This is a genomic window from Acidovorax sp. Leaf160, from assembly GCF_001424265.1.
GTDB lineage: Bacteria > Pseudomonadota > Gammaproteobacteria > Burkholderiales > Burkholderiaceae_C > Paracidovorax.
On the sequence record NZ_LMOV01000002.1, the window covers coordinates 203,770 to 222,060 of the forward strand.

General features: G+C 66.0%; 9 protein-coding genes. 1 reads left to right on the forward strand and 8 read right to left on the reverse strand.

What is annotated here, in order from left to right:
• Nucleotides 1-481 precede the first annotated feature (481 nt).
• From ASF94_RS02985 to ASF94_RS03020, 8 genes are all read right to left on the reverse strand, one after another.
• Nucleotides 482-772 (reverse strand): hypothetical protein, encoded by a 291-nt coding sequence (locus ASF94_RS02985; protein ID WP_156382409.1) that lies wholly within the window; start codon nt 770-772, stop codon nt 482-484.
• A gap of 150 nt (nt 773-922) precedes the next feature.
• Nucleotides 923-2,383 (reverse strand): glycogen synthase GlgA, encoded by a 1,461-nt coding sequence (gene glgA / locus ASF94_RS02990; RefSeq protein ID WP_056661336.1) that lies wholly within the window; start codon nt 2,381-2,383, stop codon nt 923-925.
• Nucleotides 2,380-7,359 carry a malto-oligosyltrehalose synthase gene (treY, locus tag ASF94_RS02995; RefSeq protein WP_056661339.1) on the reverse strand — a complete coding sequence of 1,660 codons (4,980 nt, stop codon included), beginning with the start codon at nt 7,357-7,359 and terminating at the stop codon, nt 2,380-2,382. The genes glgA and treY overlap by 4 nt, the downstream gene beginning before the upstream one ends.
• A 36-nt stretch (nt 7,360-7,395) precedes the next feature.
• Nucleotides 7,396-9,237: a malto-oligosyltrehalose trehalohydrolase gene (treZ, locus tag ASF94_RS03000; protein ID WP_056661341.1), complete on the reverse strand. Its 1,842-nt coding sequence runs from the start codon at nt 9,235-9,237 to the stop codon at nt 7,396-7,398.
• On the reverse strand, nt 9,234-11,456 hold the full coding sequence (gene glgX, locus ASF94_RS03005) for a glycogen debranching protein GlgX (protein ID WP_235505241.1): 2,223 nt from the start codon (nt 11,454-11,456) through the stop codon (nt 9,234-9,236). Before glgX ends, treZ begins: the two co-directional genes overlap by 4 nt.
• The gene (locus ASF94_RS03010) at nt 11,453-12,769 is read right to left on the reverse strand and encodes a glucose-1-phosphate adenylyltransferase (protein WP_369818623.1); all 1,317 of its coding nucleotides are present in this window, start codon (nt 12,767-12,769) and stop codon (nt 11,453-11,455) included. Before ASF94_RS03010 ends, glgX begins: the two co-directional genes overlap by 4 nt.
• Before the next feature lie 18 nt (nt 12,770-12,787).
• Nucleotides 12,788-14,665: a 1,4-alpha-glucan branching protein GlgB gene (glgB, locus tag ASF94_RS03015; protein ID WP_056661344.1), complete on the reverse strand. Its 1,878-nt coding sequence runs from the start codon at nt 14,663-14,665 to the stop codon at nt 12,788-12,790.
• Nucleotides 14,666-14,839: 174 nt separating this feature from the next.
• On the reverse strand, nt 14,840-16,651 hold the full coding sequence (locus tag ASF94_RS03020; RefSeq protein WP_056661346.1) for a glycoside hydrolase family 15 protein: 1,812 nt from the start codon (nt 16,649-16,651) through the stop codon (nt 14,840-14,842).
• Nucleotides 16,652-16,689: 38 nt separating this feature from the next.
• On the opposite strand from ASF94_RS03020, the gene ASF94_RS21960 reads away from it, so the two are divergent.
• On the forward strand, nt 16,690-18,117 hold the full coding sequence (locus ASF94_RS21960) for a GNAT family N-acetyltransferase (protein WP_369818624.1): 1,428 nt from the start codon (nt 16,690-16,692) through the stop codon (nt 18,115-18,117).
• Nucleotides 18,118-18,291 lie beyond the last annotated feature (174 nt).

Below are 18,291 nucleotides of genomic sequence, written 5' to 3' on the forward strand. Positions count from 1 at the left end.
GTTGGACGGTAAGAGGTGAATAAAGAAAATTTGAACACTAGTTCACATTCATTCACATATTCTATCCTGCGGAAAGTGCTGAGCTTTAGAGCGCGCGCTCGAATCACACGGCGCGGTTGCATGCGGGATCGGCCATCTTCGACGCGCGGACCCCTGTTATTGCTTTGGGATCGCTTGGGTTTCCGCTTTGCGGCATCACCCGCACGCGCAATTCAGGCCCTCACTGGCGAAGTCAGAAAAGCTATCGAAGTTGTAGCTGTGTTGTCTTTCTGTACCAGTGCTGAGGCCCCCGTTGCGCGGCCATGTGTCCCGGTTGGTCTGACATGCCCTGCACCCGGGCTGCAACTGCCACGTCGTCTCCATCTCCGGCCGCCAGTGGCCGGGCCGGGTTGCAGAACCGGGTCCGTTCCGGCTGCGTCGATTCAGCGGGGTACCGTGACCAGTCGTGCCTGGCGATGTCGGGCCTGCCGTGCGGGCACGCTCACTTCTTGCGGGCTTCCGGCAGTTTGTATTCAGCCAGCAACGATGCGGTGCCGTCGTGCGCGATCATCTCCCCCGCGCTGGCCGGGCTCACCTCGATCGGCACGTCCATGAACGGGCTGCCGCGCGGTACCGGCTTCCCGGTGATCGCGAGGCCCAGCGCATCACGGGCGTCGTCCAGCGTTCTGGACTGATCGGGACTCAGAACGAACTTTTGCGGGTATGCGCTGGAGTGGGTCTTCCAGTGCGCCTGGAGCGCCTGGACGAGGTGTTCGTAGATGTGGTGGTCCATGCCGGTATTGTGGGGCTGCACTCGCGACCGGTCTGGATGCCATGCGAGTTCGTCGCCGCTCCGGATCTGCCAGCCTGCCGAGTGCCCGCTTGCTCGATCCCCGGGGTTCATCAGCGCAGCAGAGCCGGACCGACCCTGAGGTGGGTCTTTTCAGTGGGCCGACGCCGTGGTGCGCACCAACGCCGCGTACAGATCCACATACTGCCGAGCCGCGTTGCCCCAGCCGAAGTCGCGCTGCATCCCACGCCGCTGCAGAGTCTGCCAAGCGCGCGGATTGCCCCACAAACGCAGCAAGTGGTCCATCGCCTGGTCGAACGAAGCCTGGTCGGCCCGCGGCATGACGAAGCCCGTGCCATCGTCGGGAAACCGGGTCACATCTGCCACGGTGTCTGCCAAGCCTCCGGTGGCGGTCACCACCGGCGGTGTGCCGTAGGCCTGGCTGTACATCTGGTTCAAGCCGCAGGGCTCAAAACGGGAGGGCATCAGAAAACTGTCGGCGCCGGCCTCGATCTGGTGGGCCAGCGACTCGTCGAAACCCAGGGTCACGTGAACCTGGCGGGGATAGGCCGCAGCCAGCTGCAGCAGCGCATCTTCCAGGCGCGCATCGCCCTTGCCGAGCACGACGAGCTGGAAGCCCTTCGCAAGCAGTCGCGGTGCGCCAGCGATGATGAGATCCACGCCTTTTTGCTCCGTCAGGCGCCCGATCAGACCCAGCAGAGGCTGCTTGCTGTCAGGCAACCCTGCGCGTTTTCTCAGGGCAGCACGGTTCTTCGCTTTTCCTGCCAAGTCGTCCACGTCGTAGCGCTCGGCGATCAGCCCATCGGAGCAAGGGTTCCAGACCTCGGTGTCGATGCCGTTGAGCAAGCCGTGGAGTTGGTGGCTGCGTGCCCGCAGCACGCCATCCAGCCCGAAGCCGAGCGCAGGCTGCTGGATCTCTCGGGCATAGGTGGGGCTGACGGTGGTGATGGCGTCCGCTTGTTGCAGGCCGGCCTTCAACATCGACAGCTGGCCCCAGAACTCGACGCCTTCCACACCGCGGTAGGGCGGCGCCACATTTAGCAGGTCAGTGGCTTCGATGGGGAAGACGCCCTGGAACGCCAGGTTGTGGATGGTCATCACGCTGCGCGCAACCGAGCTACCACCCGCCGAACGTTCTGCCTGCAGGTAGAGCGGCGCCAGCCCGCAAGGCCAGTCATTGGCGTGCACGATTTCCGCCTGCCAGCCTGTGGGGCTGCGCTGCGTGCCGATGAGCGCTGCAACGTGAGACAGCAGGCCGAAGGGGACCGCCGCGTGGCCAGGTGCTCCTGCACCCGACGGACCATAAGGCGACTTCACGTCACCAAACGCATAGGGGCAGGACAGAAACAGAAAGTGTTCGCCACTCGGCTGCACGACCTCCAGCAGCTGGGCATCGGGCCAGCGGGCCGTGCGGGGGAGGGCGATGACGCGCTGCAAGGTTCCGCCCGGCTGCATGCCCCCGTAGGCCGGCATCAAGGTGACGACTTCATGGCCCAGCATGCGCAGAGCCTTGGGCAACGCGGCGGCGACGTCACCGAGGCCGCCGGTTTTGACGAGGGGAGCGCACTCGGGCGTGACGAACAGAATCTTCATGCTTCGCTTTGTACTGGAACCCAGACGGAGAACGGCAATGGAGCGCGTTCTGGGGTCTGCCCGAACAGCGACTGCAGCTTCCACGGGGCTCCATGGGAGTCGATCTCGTCTCCCGTCAGCCAGTTCATCCACCGATGAACGCGGGCCAGGGCGGGGTGGGCGGCCGCCACATCGATGCACGCCTCGCCCCAGCGGCCGTCGAACCGGCTCATGACCCGGGTGGTGATCACCACGAAGGCATCGGCATCGCGGATGCGGGCGAAAGCGAGCGCATGAGGGCCCGCTTCGTCATCTGCAGTCACCGGCAGCGGCAGGTATGTCGACTGCCGGCACAGCGCAGCATAACGATGGCGCAACTGCAGCAGGCGCCATGCGACGAGCTGTTTGGCCAGGGGAGGCATCGCGCTCTGCGTCCCGAGCACGTCGTTCCACTCTTGCTGTGTCGGGAAGCGGCCGGCGTACAGGGCCTGGGCCGACCGCAGCGATTCCGCCAGTGGCGCGTAGTCCACCGGACGGCGGTTGTCGGGATCGACCAGCGAAAAATTCCACGTCTCGCAGCCCTGGTAGATGTCCGGCACGCCGGGTACTGTCAGTTTCAGGGCAAGCTGGCACAGGCTGTTTCGGTAGCCCTGGGGTGCGACTTCTCGCACGAATGCTTCGAGCCGTGTGACGAACCGCTCGGTGGCCAGGCACTTTTCGATGTACTGCGCCACGGCGGCCTCGTAAGCCTCGTTCGGAAACAGCCAGTTCGTCGCCAGCTTGGCCTCCCGCATGGCCTTGACCATGTACTTTTGCAGTCGATCCAGCAAGGATTTCCGACTCTCCGCCTCGCACCCGTCCGCAGGCCAGATGCCCACCATCGCCTGGTAGAGGCTCCACAAGTCGTGCCGGCTGGGAGCCTCTGCGTCGTCGACCGTGCTGGTGAAGCGCGCCCCCAGGGCGTCCAGATCGTGCACCAGCGCTTTCCAGTCACCCGGCATTTCGGAGAGCACGTTCAGTCGCGCCCGGACATCTTCCGATCGCTTGCTGTCGTGGGTGGAGGTGCCCAGCATGCTGTGCGGAAGATGCTTCGCGCGCTGCAGGTTGGCTTGATGGAAGGCGGCGATGGACAGGCCGAAGCGCCGAGGCTCCGCGCCGACGTCGTTCAAGGACACGAGCCGCGTATAGCGATAGAACAGCGTGTCTTCGATGGACTTGGCCATCACGGGAGCGGTGAACTGCTGCCAACGGCGCACGAAATGCGCCCGCAGCTCGGGCTCCGGGCCCGGCTCCCCCAGCAGCACCGACTGCAGATACGCCAGCACGCCGCCTTCCGAAGTGCCGATGCGCCGCCGCGCGGCGCTGACGGCCCAGGCGATGTGGCGGCGGTCGGTTTCGCTGGGCGGCTTGGCGCCCGGCACCACGTAGGTGCGGTACACCGGGAAAAACGCGGCCACTTCCACCAGCGCCAGCCGAAGCTGGTTGCGGGTGAAGTCGCACACCATGCGGTCGACGCGGGTGATCTGGCTCAGCGTGTGAACCAGCCAGTTCAGATCGCACGCCAGGGCGCTCTGGATGATGAGCCGCTTGCACTCGTAGCCTGCTTCTTCGAATGCCTGGGTGTCGCCTGTGAACTCTGCGTAATGGGTGTCGAATTCGGCCTGGGCGTCCGCATCGACAAACAGCCCATTGACCAGGGTGCTGAAGCGGTAGCCGGTGCCGCCGTGCACGCGCCAATCGGCGGGCAGCGGCTCATGATCGGCCATGATCTTTTCGACCAGGACGTACAGGGCCCGCGGGGCCTCGACACCCTGGGACGCCTGGATGGACGCGTAGCGTTGCTGCAACTGCTCGAAGTAGCGGGCTGGGTCGGCCAGCCCGTCCGGGTGATCGATGCGCAGCCCGGTCAGCTTGCCCTCCGCCGCCCACCGCAGCGGCAGGGCATGCACGGCCTCGAAGACGGCCGGGTCTTCCATGCGGATCGCGGCGAGCGAATTCACGTCGAAGAAGCGCCGGTAATTGATGTCGTCGCCCGCGACTCGCCAGTCTGCCAGGCGGTAGGCCTGCGCCTGCAGCACCGCGTCGAGCGCGGCGTAGCTGTCCGGTTCGCCGGCCGTGCCGTTGATCTTCGAAAGGCAGCGCTCGACCCACTGCACCACCCAGTCATGGGCGATGGCCAGCCGGGCGAGCCGTTGGCAGAGCAGCGGGGCATCGCGCAGCCGGGCCGACTTCAGCTGCGCATCGCTGGTGGTTTGGGGCGGCAGCGACGCGAATGCGTGAATGATCGATTCGAGGTCGGACAGCACGGACGCGGACACCTCGGCACCGGCCACGGGCAGCGGCATGCCCCCCAGCACCGTGGCGAACGACCGTGGATCAAGAGGAAGCTGCCGTTCCCAGTAGGCGAGAACCAGCTTGCCGCTGCCTTCGTCGAAGCGGATCTGCAGCTCCCCGGCCTCCAGGACCTTGCCGTAGTGGTCGCCCAGCACCGGCAACAGCACGCGGTGCCCGGTCTGCGGTGTGGGCGGGTTCCACTCGATGTCGAAGGTGGCCGCATGCGCCGACGCCTGGCCGTGCTCCAGCACGTCGTGCCACCAGCAATTGCCGGGGTCGTCGATGCCCATGTGATTGGGCACGGTGTCCAGCAGATGGCCCATGCCGAGCGATTTCAGCGCCCCGCACATCGCCGCGTGCTCGGCATCCGTTCCGATCTCGCTGTTGATGCGCGCGGGGTCCACCACGTCGTAGCCGTGCGTGCTGCCCTTGGCCGCCTGCAGGTAGGGCGAGGTGTAGAGGTGGCTGATGCCCAGCGCATGCAGGTAGGGCAGCACCGCCGTCGCATCGTTGAAGGTGAAGCCGGCGTGCATCTGGACCCGGTAGGTTGCCAGCGGCACATCCGCGGAATCCAGGGGCGCCTCTGGCGCAAGCGCGGTGGGCGACGGCGAGACAGCCAGCGCACGTTCGGCGTGCAGCGCCTGGGTGATGGCGACGAAGTACGGGCTGGCGGCGAGCTGCTCCAGCGGAACGGCCATGCGCTGACGCCAGTTGGGGTGCATGTCTTCGGTGGTGCCGGGCACGTTCGGCTGGTGCAGCTGCCCGGTCAGATCCTCCAGCTGCACGCCCACCAGCTGGCTGGCCGTGGTCGCCAAGAAGCCATGCACCGCTGCCGAAAGCTCGGGCGTCATTTGCGGTGCGGACTGGGCGTCCATGGTGATGCCTTCGGGCAGCAGTCCGGCGTGGTGCAAGGCAGCCAGTAGCTGGGTGCGGTCCTGCGCTCGGGCGAGCAGCGCGCGCACCTGGTCGTCGCCCTCGCCCAGCCAACCCAGCCGCCGATGGGTGGCGATGTCATCCGCCGCCCAGAAGCCGGCCAGGGTGGGCAGGTCGTGGGTGGTGACGACGGCCAGGGCCTGCCGGCTCCATTCGCCGGGCGGCTTGAAGGCTCCCCCTTCCAGGCGCTCGAATATCAGCGGACGGTAGGAGAAAAGGTCATGGCGGGCCATGGCCTCACGCATGGCCGGCGCGACATTGCCCAGGTCTTCGCCGATCACCATGCAGCGATGGCGATGGCTTTCGACCCGCAGGACCGCCAGTTGCGCATCGAGCGGGTACTGCACGTAGGTGCCGCCGCCCTGGCCCTGCCAATACAGGCGCATCAAACCCATGACATGGTCCATGCGCACGGCACCGGCATCTCGCATCAGCGTGGCGATCAATTCGCGCAGCGGCAGGAAGTCGGCGTCCTGCAAAGCGACCGGATTGATGGGTGGCAAACCCCAGTCCTGCCCCTGCAGGCTGAGCGGGTCGGGCGGGGCGCCAATGTTCATGCCCCGTGCGTAGAGCCCCGGATGGATCCAGGTCTCCGATCCACCGTCGCTCGACCCGACCGCCAGGTCGCAGTAGAGCCCGAGCGGCATCACCGCGCGCGCCCGTCGTGCCGCATGCCCCAGTTGCTCATGGGCCACCCACTGCAGCCAGAGGCGCTGTGACACCAGCTGCGCATGGTCGGCGGCGAAGGCCTGGGCGGCGGCGCCCGACGGATCCTGCAGTTCGGCGGGCCAGGCAGGCCAGCCCCAGACCGCCGCATCGGCGGCGTGCAGCGTCAGCTGGATGGCCTCGAAGAGAGCGTGCAGCCCCAGCGTGTTCCGGTGCTTCTCGGCAAAGGTTTCAAAAGCGCGCCCGCGGTCGGTGCCAAGCAGGAGTTCCTGGCTGCGGAAGTCTTCCCAGAGCCGCGCCAGAGCGGCCTCCTTCAAGGCCGCCACCTCCGCATACAGCACCGTGCCGCTGGCCTGCACGGCGGTCAGCCGCTGCTGGAAGCTGCTGTCGTTGACCAGATCCTTCACCGCCTGGCTGCGGTGAAACCCCGGCACTGCGGTCACGTCGATATGCAGGACGTTCAGGGCCAGCCGGCTGCTGGGGCTGTAGGGGCTGGCGCGGTCCGGCGTGTCCGGCCGCAAGGCATGGATCGGGCTCACGCCGAGGAAGGCCGCGCCATGGGCTGCCGCCGTTCCCGCCAACGCCGCCAGGTCGGTGAAGTCGCCAATGCCCCAGCTCGTGGCGGAGCGCAGCGAATACATCTGGGCCGTCACGCCCCACCAGCGCTGGCCGTGCGCCAGTCCTTCCGGAATCCAGCAGGTTGCCGGCGCCACGATGACCAGGCGCGCCCCCGACGGGGTCCGCAAGTGGTAGTAGCCTGCGGCCAGTGTGTCCGGCAACTGCACTTGGTCACTGTGGCCGTGCGCCAGTTCGCTCTCCGGTCCACCGTCAGCCGCCATCAGGCTCCAGGGCTGCGAAGTATCGAGGACCAGCGTCGCGGGTGATCCTTCCGTCACGATCCAGGGCGAGGGTTTGCCGGGCACCGTGTGCGCACCCATGGAAGACAGTGCCTGCGCCAGCACCGCCTCCGGAACATGAACCGACGCCCCCCAGAAATCGGTGAAGGCTGTCGCGATGCCGGCGCGGCGGGCTTGCTGGATCAGGTCGTCGGGAGGTGATTGCATCAGAAGGTCAAATGATTCGAAACGGCAAGGCCGCCGTCAAGCGGCGGCGGAGATCAATGTCCATCGGGCGGACCACGGTGCCCAGACACTGTCATCGGACGGGCGCCGCAGCGCGAAGACTTCGGTACTTCGGCAGTCAGCGGGCAGGCCCACCGGCACCACATCGACCGGGTCTTCACCCAGGTTCAATTCCAGCCGCAGCGTGGTGCTGCCGGCGTAGTGCCACTGCACACGGAGGGCCTGTGGCGCCACCCGTTCTGAGGTGTGGCCACCCGTTTTCAGCTGGGACGCGAGCGGCACCAGCCACGAGCGTCGCGCCTGCAGCGCCTGCTGGAGCAGCCCGCTGCGCGCGGCGCCTTGCGGCTGGCCGGCTTCCTCCCATCGCAATTGGCTGGCGTGCAGCGAACTCACGGCGCAGGGATCTGGCAACTCCTCGCCCTCCGGCACCGCGTGGCTGAACTCCTTCTGGCGCCCGGCCCGCACCGCTGCGCGCAGCTCACCTTCCCAGTTCGCGAAATAGAGGAATGGCGTGGACGCATCGAATTCATCGCCCATGAACACCATGGGCGTGGCGGGGGTCAACAGCGAGAGCAGGAGCGCCACCTCGGCAGCAGGTGCTGGAATCAGGTGGGCCAGCCTCTCGCCGACCGCACGGTTGCCGATCTGGTCATGGTTGCCCATGAAGTTCACCATCGAAGACAGCACGACCGGCTGCGGCGATGGTGGACGTGCGGCGGGGTCCAGATCCGTGTCGGGGAATGCGAAGCCGTGGGTGAGCACGCGGGCGAGCAGCGCGACCGGATCGTTGCCGAACTTGGCGTAGTAGCCCTGGGTCTCGCCCGTCAACGTCACGTGCAGGGCGTGGTGGAAGTCGTCGTTCCACTGTCCGTCGTACTGCCCGGGCGCATGCTGGTCGGTGAGCCGGCTCGGCTGGTTGTGGTCGTTTTCCAGCATCAGGTGGACGTGCCGGCCCGCGCGCCGGGCGAATGCCCGAGCCTCGGTGCTGATGTGCTCCAGGATGTCCGGGCTGCTCTCGTCCACGATGGCATGGACGGCGTCGAGCCGAAGACCGTCGATCCGGAACTCCTCCAGCCAGTAAAGCGCGTTGTGCGTGAAGAACGACCGCACCATCTGGCTGCCCGCCTGGTCAAAGTTGATCGCGGAGCCCCAGGGGCTGTCGTGGATGCACGAAAAAAACGCCGGGGCGTAGGCGTTCAGATAGTTGCCGTCGGGCCCGAAGTGGTTGTAGACGACGTCGAGAAAGACGCTGAGACCCAGCGCGTGCGCGTCGTCCACGAACCGTTTCAGCTCGTCAGGCGTTCCGTATGCAGGGTGGGGGGCATAAGGCAGTACACCGTCGTAGCCCCAACCCCAGTCGCCACCGAAGGTGGCAAGCGGCATCACCTCGATCGCCGTGAAACCCAGGGCGGCCAGCCGGGGCAGGTGCCGGGCCGCGGCGGCATAGGTGCCTTCGGGGGTGAAGCTGCCCATATGCAGTTCGTAGAACACCAGCTCCGGCCACGGGCGGCCTTTCCAGTCGGCACAGCGCCAGGCATAGCCGTCCGGGTCGGTCACCCGGCTGGGCCGGTGCGGGCCGTGCGGGTTGTGGCGGGAGGCGGGATCCGGCACCGTCAGCGATCCGTCGATCTGCCATTGGTACGGGGTTCCTGCAGGCGACATCGGTGGGCGGGCATGCCACCAGCCGTCTGGCGCGCGCTGCGCGGGCATCGGCACGAGCGCAGGCTCCGCCTGGGCAAGGTCGTCGGAGGCCGGGTACAGCAAGGCAACGCTCCGTGCGGCAGGCGCCCAAAGGGAAAACAGCCTCTCGCCCGAAGCGAGAGGCCGTTCACCGAATGGCATGTCATGCCGCGTGGTCATCGAGCGTCCTGAGCGCTACCCGTGCCGTCTGTGTGTGCGGGAGCGCCGGTGAGCACCGCCATGGAGTGGGCCAGCAACGTCAACTGCCCTCCGGCATCGATGCGGCGCGCCTCGGTGGCGTCCTTCGCAGTGACGACGCCGTCGCGGGTGTCCAGCCGCACCTGCCACGAGCGACCCGCAGGTTCCGCAGGCAGCGTGAACGTGGTTTCGTCACCCGACGAGTTGAACAGGAGCATGACGGAATCCTCCTCGGCCACGCGACTCTCCATCACCGCTGCCACGCAGCGCACGGCCGGGTCGTTCCATTCTTCCGGACTCATGCTCAGGCCCCAGACGCTGCGCCATTCGATGGTGACCAGCGCGGGGGAGCCCACGCCGTGGTGGGGCCATTCGCTGAGCCGCACCACAGGCAGCGACCGCCGCAGCTCGATCAGCGCGGCCGTGAAGGCTTGCAGATCCTGCGCGAAAGGCTGCGTGGAGCGTTCCCAGTCGTACCACGACAGGGCGGAGTCCTGGCAGTAGCCATTGTTGTTGCCGCCTTGCGTGCGGGCCACCTCGTCCCCGCCCAGCAGCAGGGGGGTGCCGTGCGAGAGGAACAGTGTGGTCAGGAAGTTGCGCGTCTGGCGAGCCCGCAGAGCGATGATCTCCGGGTCGTCGGTATCACCTTCCGCCCCGCAGTTCCAGCCCCGGTTGTGGTTCTCGCCGTCGTTGCCACCTTCGCCGTTTGCGTCGTTGTGCTTCTCGTTGTAGCTCACCAGGTCGGCCAGGGTGAAGCCATCGTGCACCGTCACCAGGTTCACGCTGGCCGTGGGGCGGCGGCGGCGCGGCTCCAGCATGTCGGCCGAGCCGCAGATGCATGCGGCCAGCGCCGGCAGACTGGCGTCTGCGTTGGCCCAGTAGTCGCGCACGGCATCGCGGTAGCGGCCATTCCATTCCATCCAGCCGGTGGGGAAGCCCCCCAGCTGGTAGCCGTCCGGACCGAGATCCCAGGGCTCGGCAATCAGTTTCACGCGGGAGAGCACCGGGTCTTGTGCGATGGCGGCAAAGAAAGGAGCGCGCCACGTATAGGCGCCGACCGTGTCCCGCCCGAGCGCGGATGCCAGGTCGAAACGGAAGCCATCCACGTGCATTTCCGTCACCCAGTAGCGGAGGCTGTCCAGCACCAGGCGCAGGGCAGGGGGGCTGCTGGTGTCCACCGTGTTGCCGGTGCCGGTGTAGTCCACGCAGAAACGTGGGTCTTCCGACAGGCGGTAGTAGGCCGCGTTGTCGATGCCCTTGAGGCTCAGCGTAGGGCCGAGGTGGTTGCCTTCGCCGGTGTGGTTGTAGACCACGTCCAGGATCACTTCGATGCCTTCGGCGTGCAGCGCCTTTACCATCGCCTTGAATTCGTCGACGCCGCCGTCCGCTCCATTGGCGGCGTATCGCGGCTCGGGTGCGAAGAACCCGACCGTGTTGTAGCCCCAGTAGTTGGCCAGGCCGAGTTCGACGAGCCGCTGGTCGTCGATGAACGCCTGTACCGGCAGCAATTCGACGCTCGTCACGCCCACCTTCTTCAGATGCGCGATCGCCGGGGCAGACGCCAGTCCCGCGTAGGTACCGCGCAGCGCCTCGGGCACATCGGGCATCGTCTGCGTGAAGCCTTTGACGTGGACTTCGTAGAACACAGTGTCTTCCGGCGCGATGCGAGGCGGCTGGTCGTCGCCCCAGTCGAATCGTGAGCGCACGACCAGCGACTTCGCTGCCGTCGCGCCGTTGTCCACGTCGCCGATGACCAGGTCTTCCTCTTCCTGGCCCACCGCGTAACCGAACTGGTCGATCGCTCCCACCACCTTGCGGTCGAGGCCGCGGGCGTAAGGGTCCATCAACAGCTTGGCCGGGTTGCAACGCTGGCCTGCCTGCGGTGCATAGGGGCCATGCACACGCAGCCCGTATCGCTGGCCTGATTTCAAGCCGGGAACGAAGCCATGCCAGACATCGTCGATCAGCGCGGGCAGCACGATGCGCTGCAGCTCGCGGTCGTCGTCGCCGTACAGGCAGATTTCCACGCGGTCGGCAATGCTGGAGTACACGGCGAAGTTCACGCCGTTGCGGTCGGCGGTCGCGCCCAGCGGCCACGGGCGCCCGCGCTCCGCAACGTAGCGCGTGGTGCGCGTACGTCGGCTGCTCTTGCCTGGCGAGGAACTGGGGCTGAGGTCGGCTCTCATCATCAACGTGGTCATGCGGTCAGCTCCGCCACGGGCTTGACGGCCGCTGCTGCGGGGGCCATGTTCAGCTTGCCGTCTTCCGTGCCGTTTCCGGTCACCACGGCAGCGCCCCGCTTGGGCGGGAAGTAGGAACGGGGCACGACCACGATGCCGCTGGGCGTCACCGGGAAGCGCGCACGATCGGCCTCCAGGTCGAAGCCGATGCGCTCGTTCGGCGGAATGTCGTTGTCCTGGTCGATGATGGCGCGACGGATCTGCGCGCCGTGTCCGATGCGCGAACGCTCCATCACGATGCAGTGCTGCAGGCGTGCGTTGCGTTCGACCAGCACGGACCGTCGCAGCATCGCGTGGTCCAGCATGGCTCCGTCCACGATGCTGCCGGAACCCACCACCGAGCGGTGGATCACGCCGTCCTCGATCTGGGCCGACTCGGCCTGGTCCGGGCTGGCATAGATCGGCCACTGGCGGTTGGTCATGCGAAAGCGCGGCGTCGCGCCCAGCGTGTCGAAATGCGCGTCGAAGTAGGCGTCGATGGTGCCCACATCGCGCCAGTAGGCATGCTCTTCGTAGGGCTCGGTGCCAGGGATCTCGTTGGTGGTGAAGTCGTAGGCCATCAGGCGGTGCGACTGCAGCATGGTCGGCAGAATGTCGCGGCCGAAGTCGCTGTGACCGGTGGCATGCGCCTTCTTCAATTCTTCGAGCAGCACGTCCGCATTGAAGAGGTAGTTGCCCATCGATGCGAGCGCGTGTGTGGAGCTGCCGGGCATCGGCTCGGTCGTGGCAGGCTTCTCGACGAAGTTGCGGATGCGATGGTTCGAGTCGATGTCCACGATGCCGAACTGGTTCGTCTGCGAGAGGGGCACCGGCAGGGTGGCCACGCTGACATGGGCGTTGTTGGCAACGTGGAAATCCACCATCTGACGGACGTCCATCCGGTAGATGTGGTCCGCACCGAACACCGCCACGATGTCGGGCTGGAACGACTCGATCAGGTGGATGTTCTGGTAGACCGAGTCGGCCGTGCCTTGGAACCATTCCGGGCCGTTGCGCATCTGCGGGGGCACCACGGTCACGAAATGCTCGGGGATGAAGCGGGTCATCGTCCACGACTGGCGGATGTGCTCGATGAGCGACTGCGACTTGTACTGCACCAGCAGGTAGATCGAATAGATCTCGGAGTTCACCAGGTTGGACAGCACGAAATCGACGATGCGGTGCTTGCCGTTGAACGGCACCGCAGGCTTGCAGCGCTCTGCGGTCAGGGGGTGGAGACGGGACCCTTCGCCTCCGGCCATCACGATGGCGAGGACATTGCGTGTGCGAGACATGGGGAAACTCCGGTTGAATCAAGCCCGGGCGGGCAGGTTGGTGAACAAAAGGGTGGAAAGCGGGGGCAGCGTCACAGTGATGGCCCACGAATCGTTCGAGACTGCGGTGGCACGGACGCCGCCGGCGTTGCCCACCCCGCTGCCGCCGTAGCAGGCCGCGTCGCTGTTGAGGGCCTCGCGCCAGATGCCTGCGGTGGGCACCTGGACCTGCTGGCCGTGCAATGGGCGGGGGGTGAGGTTGTGGATGGCCAGCACCACCTCTTCGCCGCACTGGCGGAAGAAGGCGAGCACGGTTGCATCGGGCATCGACAGGCTGGCCCAGCGGAAGCCACCGCGGTCGAAGTCGGTGGCGTGGAGCGCAGGAGACTGCCGGTACAGCGCGTTGAGGTCCACCACCCAGCGCGCCAAGCCCGCATGGCGAGACTGCCCCCACAGGTGCCAGTCCAGCGTTCGCTCGTGGTGCCACTCCTCGATCTGGCCAAACTCGCCGCCCATGAAGAGCAGCTTCTTGCCGGGGTGGGACCACATCATTCCGTACAGGGTGCGCAAGCCGGCGAAGCGTTGCCACTCATCGCCGGGCTGCTTCATCAGCAGGCTGTGCTTGCCGTAGACCACCTCGTCGTGCGAAAGCGCGAGCACGAAGTTCTCGTCGAAGGCATAGACCGCGGAAAACCGGATGTCGTCGCCGTGCCAGCCGCGGTGGATGTGCTGCCGCTGCATGTAGCGCAGCGTGTCGTTCATCCAGCCCATGTTCCACTTCATGCCGAAGCCCAGGCCGCCGTCGTGTACCGGGCGGCAGACGCCCGCCCAGGCCGTCGATTCCTCGGCGATCACCTGCACGTCCGGAAACGCCGCATAGACCGTCTTGTTCAGATCCTGCAGGAAGCGCACGGCGTCCCAGTTCTGGTTGCCGCCATCCTGGTTGGGAATCCATTCGCCCGGCTTGCGAGAGAAGTCCAGGTACAGCATGGAGGACACCGCATCCACGCGGATCGCGTCGAAGTGGTACTTCTCCAGCCAGAAGAGCGCGTTGCCGATCAGGAAGTCGCGCACCTCGAAGCGGCCGTAGTTGAAGATCAGGCTGTTCCATTCGGGGTGGAAGCCTTGCCGGGGATCTTCGTGTTCGTACAGGGAGGTGCCGTCGAACCGCGCCAGCCCGTGGGCATCGGCGGGGAAGTGCGACGCCACCCAGTCCATCATCACGCCAATGCCATGCTGATGGAGCGTGTCCACCAGCTGCATCAGATCCTGCGGCTCGCCGTAGCGGGCAGTGGGCGAAAAATATCCCGTCGTCTGGTAGCCCCACGATCCGTAGAAGGGGTGCTCGGACACCGGCATCAACTCGACATGGGTGAAGCCCATGGCCTCGCAATGCGCCGCCAGTCGCTGACCGATGTCGCGGTAATTCAGAAAGCGCCCATCGTCATCGCGCTGCCACGAGCCCAGATGCACCTCATAGATGGAGATGGGCGCGGCGAGGGCTTGCCGTTCCGCGCGGGACTGCATCCAGGCGGAGTCGTTCCAGGAGTACTCCAGGTTCCAGATCTGCGACGCGGTGCCGGGCGCCAGCTCGGAGCGGGTGGCGTACGGGTCCGCCTTGTCCACGCACCGGCCATCGGCGCCGTGGACGCGGTACTTGTAGAAGTCGCCGTGGCGCGCATTGCTGACATGCGCCGTCCAGCGGCCGGACCCGTCGCCTGCACGTTGCATCGGCTGCGGCTGCCAGCGGCTGAAAGAGCCTATGAGTTCGACGTGGGTGGCGTTGGGCGCCCAGACTGCGAAGTCTGTGCCATGACCCGAACAATGGGCGCCGAGCTTTTCATACTGGCGAAGGTGTTCCGCCACGCCAGCAAGAGGCGGCGGAGCAGCAATGGTGGTGAGACTGTGGTCCAGCATGATGTGGATACCATCGTCTGCTGCACTGCACCATGGCCATGCAAGTGCTTGTCGCCACGGCGCGTAGGCGCCGGACTACGGCGCGTGTGGGCGCTCCGCAAGGTTCCCCCACGCCACGCTACGCCAAGCCAGGCCCTGCGCGCGAGAGATGGCTTCTCGCCCGCTCCACGATTCTCAAGGCTGCCAGATCGGCCGGTAGCTTGGGTCCAGTTGCCGGTCCAGAAAGTAAGCGGCGCTGATGAATGCCAAATGGCTGAGCGCCTGAGGAAAGTTGCCGAGCGGCAGGCCGCGCATATCGACCTCCTCGGCAAACAGTCCCAAGTGGTTGGCGTAGGCGAGGCCCTTTGCCAGATGCACGCGTGCTTCGTCCAGTCGGCCCGCCCGGGCGAGGCACTCCGTGTACCAGAACGTGCAGGTGGTGAACGCGCCTTCCTGCCCGCCCAGTCCGTCGTCGACGCGATAGCGGTAGACGAGGCCGTCGTCGCAGAGCTGCTCGCCAATGGCTTCCAGCGTCTTGAGCCAGACGGGGTCGGTGGAGGACACGAACCGGACCAGCGGCATCATCAGCAGCGCCGCGTCCAGCTCCGTGCCGCCGCGCTCCTGCACGAAGTAGCCGTGTTCCGGGTGGCGGAAGTTGGCCCAGATGTCGGCCACGATCTCATCGCGCGTCTCGGCCCAGGCCACCAACGGCGCGGGCAGCGAACGCTTCTTCGCCAGGCGGATCGCGCGGTCCAGCGCCACCCAGCACATCACCCGGGAATGCAGGAAGTGGCGCGGCTCCGAACGCATCTCCCAGATGCCCGCATCCGGCTCGTTCCAGTGCTCGATCACGTAGTCGACGATGGTGCGGACGTGCTGCCACCCTTGGTAGTGGATCGGATCGCCATACTTGTTCGAGAGGTAGGCGCTGTCGAGCAGCTCCCCGAAGATGTCGAGCTGCGTCTGCTTGTGCGCGGCGTTGCCGATCCGCACGGGCCGGCTGCCCGCATAGCCGGCCATGTGCGTCAGCTCCTGTTCCTCGGCCGTGGCCGACCCGTCGAGCGCATACATGATCTGCAACGGGTTGTCGCGGTCCGCGCCCACCACGCGTGCGCCCACCCAATGATTGAAGTGATTCGCTTCGTCGGTGAAGCCCAGGCGAAGAAACGCGTACACGGTGAAGGACGCGTCCCGGATCCAGGTGGCGCGGTAGTCCCAGTTGCGCTCCCAGCCTTCGGCTTCGGGCAGCGAGAAGGTCGCAGCGGCTGCAATCGACCCATGGCGGGCAGAGGTCAGCAGTTTCAACGTCAGCGCAGAGCGCAGCACCTGTTCGCGCCAGCGCCCGGTGTAGGTGGATGTGGCGTGCCACGCGCGCCAGGCATGGGTCGTGGCATCCAGCTGCTCTTGAATGGCATCGTCGTCAGGGCAGGGCATCGCCTGGTCGCCGATGACGAACCAGGCGCTCTGCCCCTTGCTCAGCGTGACTCGCGCGTGGGCGCTGCCCTCCTGCGCATCGAGTGCGAGCGACGAGAACAGGTTGAGCGCGATATCGCCAGCCCCAAAGCGCACACCTCCTTCGATCGCGTCGGCCTTCGGGATCTGCCGGGCGTAGTCGAAGCGAGGGGCGCAACGCACGTCGAAGGTCACCGTTCCGCTGGTCACCGTCAGGCGCCGGACCAGCCCGCGCGCGCAGTGGCCGCTGCGCTGGCGCGCTTCGGGCTGCGGCATCCAGTCCATCACTTCCGCGCTGCCCTCTGCGCCCATCCAGCGCGTGACCAGCACGTTGGTGTCGGGCACGTACAGCTGGAGGTGGCGTGGATCCGTCAGCTCAGGCTCGATCTCGAAAGCGCCACCCCGGCCTGGGTCCAGCAGGTCCGCGAAGACGGTGGGACTGTCCAGGGTTGGCCAGCAAAAATAGTCGATGGCGCCGTCGCGCGCGACCAGCGCCACCGTCTCCAGATCACCCACGATGCCGTGGTTTCCAATCGTGCGAAGCGCTTCGGTCATGCGTGGGGGCCTTGGTGTGGGAACGGGTGGGGAAGGGTTTGCGGGTCACGATCAACTCGGGCCCAACGCCCGCGGTGGTCGCGAGGCAAATCCTCGAACCTGTTAGGGGCGGACTCCGCCGGGCGCCGGATATCGAAGGTGGGGTCGGTATCGTGGTGGCCTGCTGCCAGGTCGCCACGCCGATGGTCGGAGCAGTGCTGGATGTGGACGAGCCTTCGTTCCCAGAGCGGGTCGTCGCTGCGCTCTGCCGGCTGCTCGCGCTCAGCAGCAAGCCTTTCGGCGCGACCCACGACAGCTCCAGTGCACCCAAATCCAAGTCCGCAACACCCATGGCGGGGGATGTTTTCATACGGGCAGCACGCTGTCCATCGTATGCGCTGCTTGCAGGTGAAACTGCGGCCCTGTCCCACACGGAAGCGTGGTTCCAAAGCCGTCTTGCTCAATGCCGCACTGCGCGGGTGCGCTTTGGCGGGCATCCTAGAATCGTCGCTCCAGGAAAGAACCGGCACGGCCCGCGCCATGAGAGGCTTTCATCCTTGCAACCAACTGTGGTGAAGATGAGCCAGCCCTTCGTTTCTTTGTGTCCGGAAATCACCCGCTCCGATGCCCTGCAGGTGATGCATTGGCTGGATAACGAGGCTGTCATCCGCTATTTGGCCGACTCCCGCGACGTCTCCGCGTCCATCGGGCGGGCGCTCAGCCGGGTACACCTGCCTATCCTCACCCACGTGTTCAATCACGGAGGCCGCTTCTTCATGGCCTTCGACAGGCGGGACAGGCCGGTGGGCTTCGTGCGACTCGTGAATGCGCCATCCCACTGCGAGATGGTGACGGTCATCGGCGACCGGGAAAACTGGGGCCGCCGCCTTGGCACCAGCGCGATCCATCAAGGCATGAAGCTGGCCTTCATGGAGATGCGGGTGAAAACGCTCATCGCGAAGATTCAGCCGGAAAACATCCGCTCTTTGAAAGCGTTTCTGGGATGCGGTTTTTCGCATGCCTGTGAAACGCCGTTGCTGACGTCGCTGTCAATGACAGCGGAGCGCTATCGCGCGCTTTTGGGGACCGGCATGTTCCTTGGGTCCTCGGAAATTTTCATTACCGAGATCGACAAGGGGCGGCTGACGGAACTCATGGAGGAGCACGAAGCCTCGGTGGTTGATCTCGAGTACGAGGTGGCGCGGGCCATCGTGGTGCGAAGTGAGAATGTCACGGCCGACGTGGTGACGCTCAATTCCAGAGCTTTAGTACAAATGGATGGTCAGAGCGTCGAGGTGGTGCTGGTGTACCCGGATGAGGAGGACCCGGCCACCGGCAAGCTATCGGTGTGTTCCGAAGTAGGCACAGCAATCCTCGGCTGCAAGGCTGGCGACTCCTTTGCGTGGCGGGTCGGCGGAAGGACGCGGCATATCTCGATCCTCCAGGTGCTGTATCAGCCCGAGGCGGCTGGGCACTTCCACCTGTAGATCGCGAGCCTTGCGCGCGTTCCGCACGAATGGATGCACCAATAAAAAAGCGCCCGGGAGGGCGCTTTTTTGCTTGCTTTGACCCGTCCTACCCAGAGTTGACACCTGGGCCTTGCACAAAGGGCAGGAGTCATGGAATCGAGTGTCAAACGGACGCAGCGCGACTACACGCTA

Excerpts from the sequence above, each read along its gene's own strand:
- ASF94_RS02985 (WP_156382409.1), bottom strand. The coding sequence starts at position 772 with ATGGACCACCACATCTACGAACACCTCGTCCAGGCGCTCCAGGCGCAC.
- glgA (WP_056661336.1), bottom strand. The coding sequence starts at position 2,383 with ATGAAGATTCTGTTCGTCACGCCCGAGTGCGCTCCCCTCGTCAAAACC.
- treY (WP_056661339.1), bottom strand. The coding sequence starts at position 7,359 with ATGCAATCACCTCCCGACGACCTGATCCAGCAAGCCCGCCGCGCCGGC.
- treZ (WP_056661341.1), bottom strand. The coding sequence starts at position 9,237 with ATGACCACGCGGCATGACATGCCATTCGGTGAACGGCCTCTCGCTTCG.
- glgX (WP_235505241.1), bottom strand. The coding sequence starts at position 11,456 with ATGACCACGTTGATGATGAGAGCCGACCTCAGCCCCAGTTCCTCGCCA.
- ASF94_RS03010 (WP_369818623.1), bottom strand. The coding sequence starts at position 12,769 with ATGTCTCGCACACGCAATGTCCTCGCCATCGTGATGGCCGGAGGCGAA.
- glgB (WP_056661344.1), bottom strand. The coding sequence starts at position 14,665 with ATGCTGGACCACAGTCTCACCACCATTGCTGCTCCGCCGCCTCTTGCT.
- ASF94_RS03020 (WP_056661346.1), bottom strand. The coding sequence starts at position 16,651 with ATGACCGAAGCGCTTCGCACGATTGGAAACCACGGCATCGTGGGTGAT.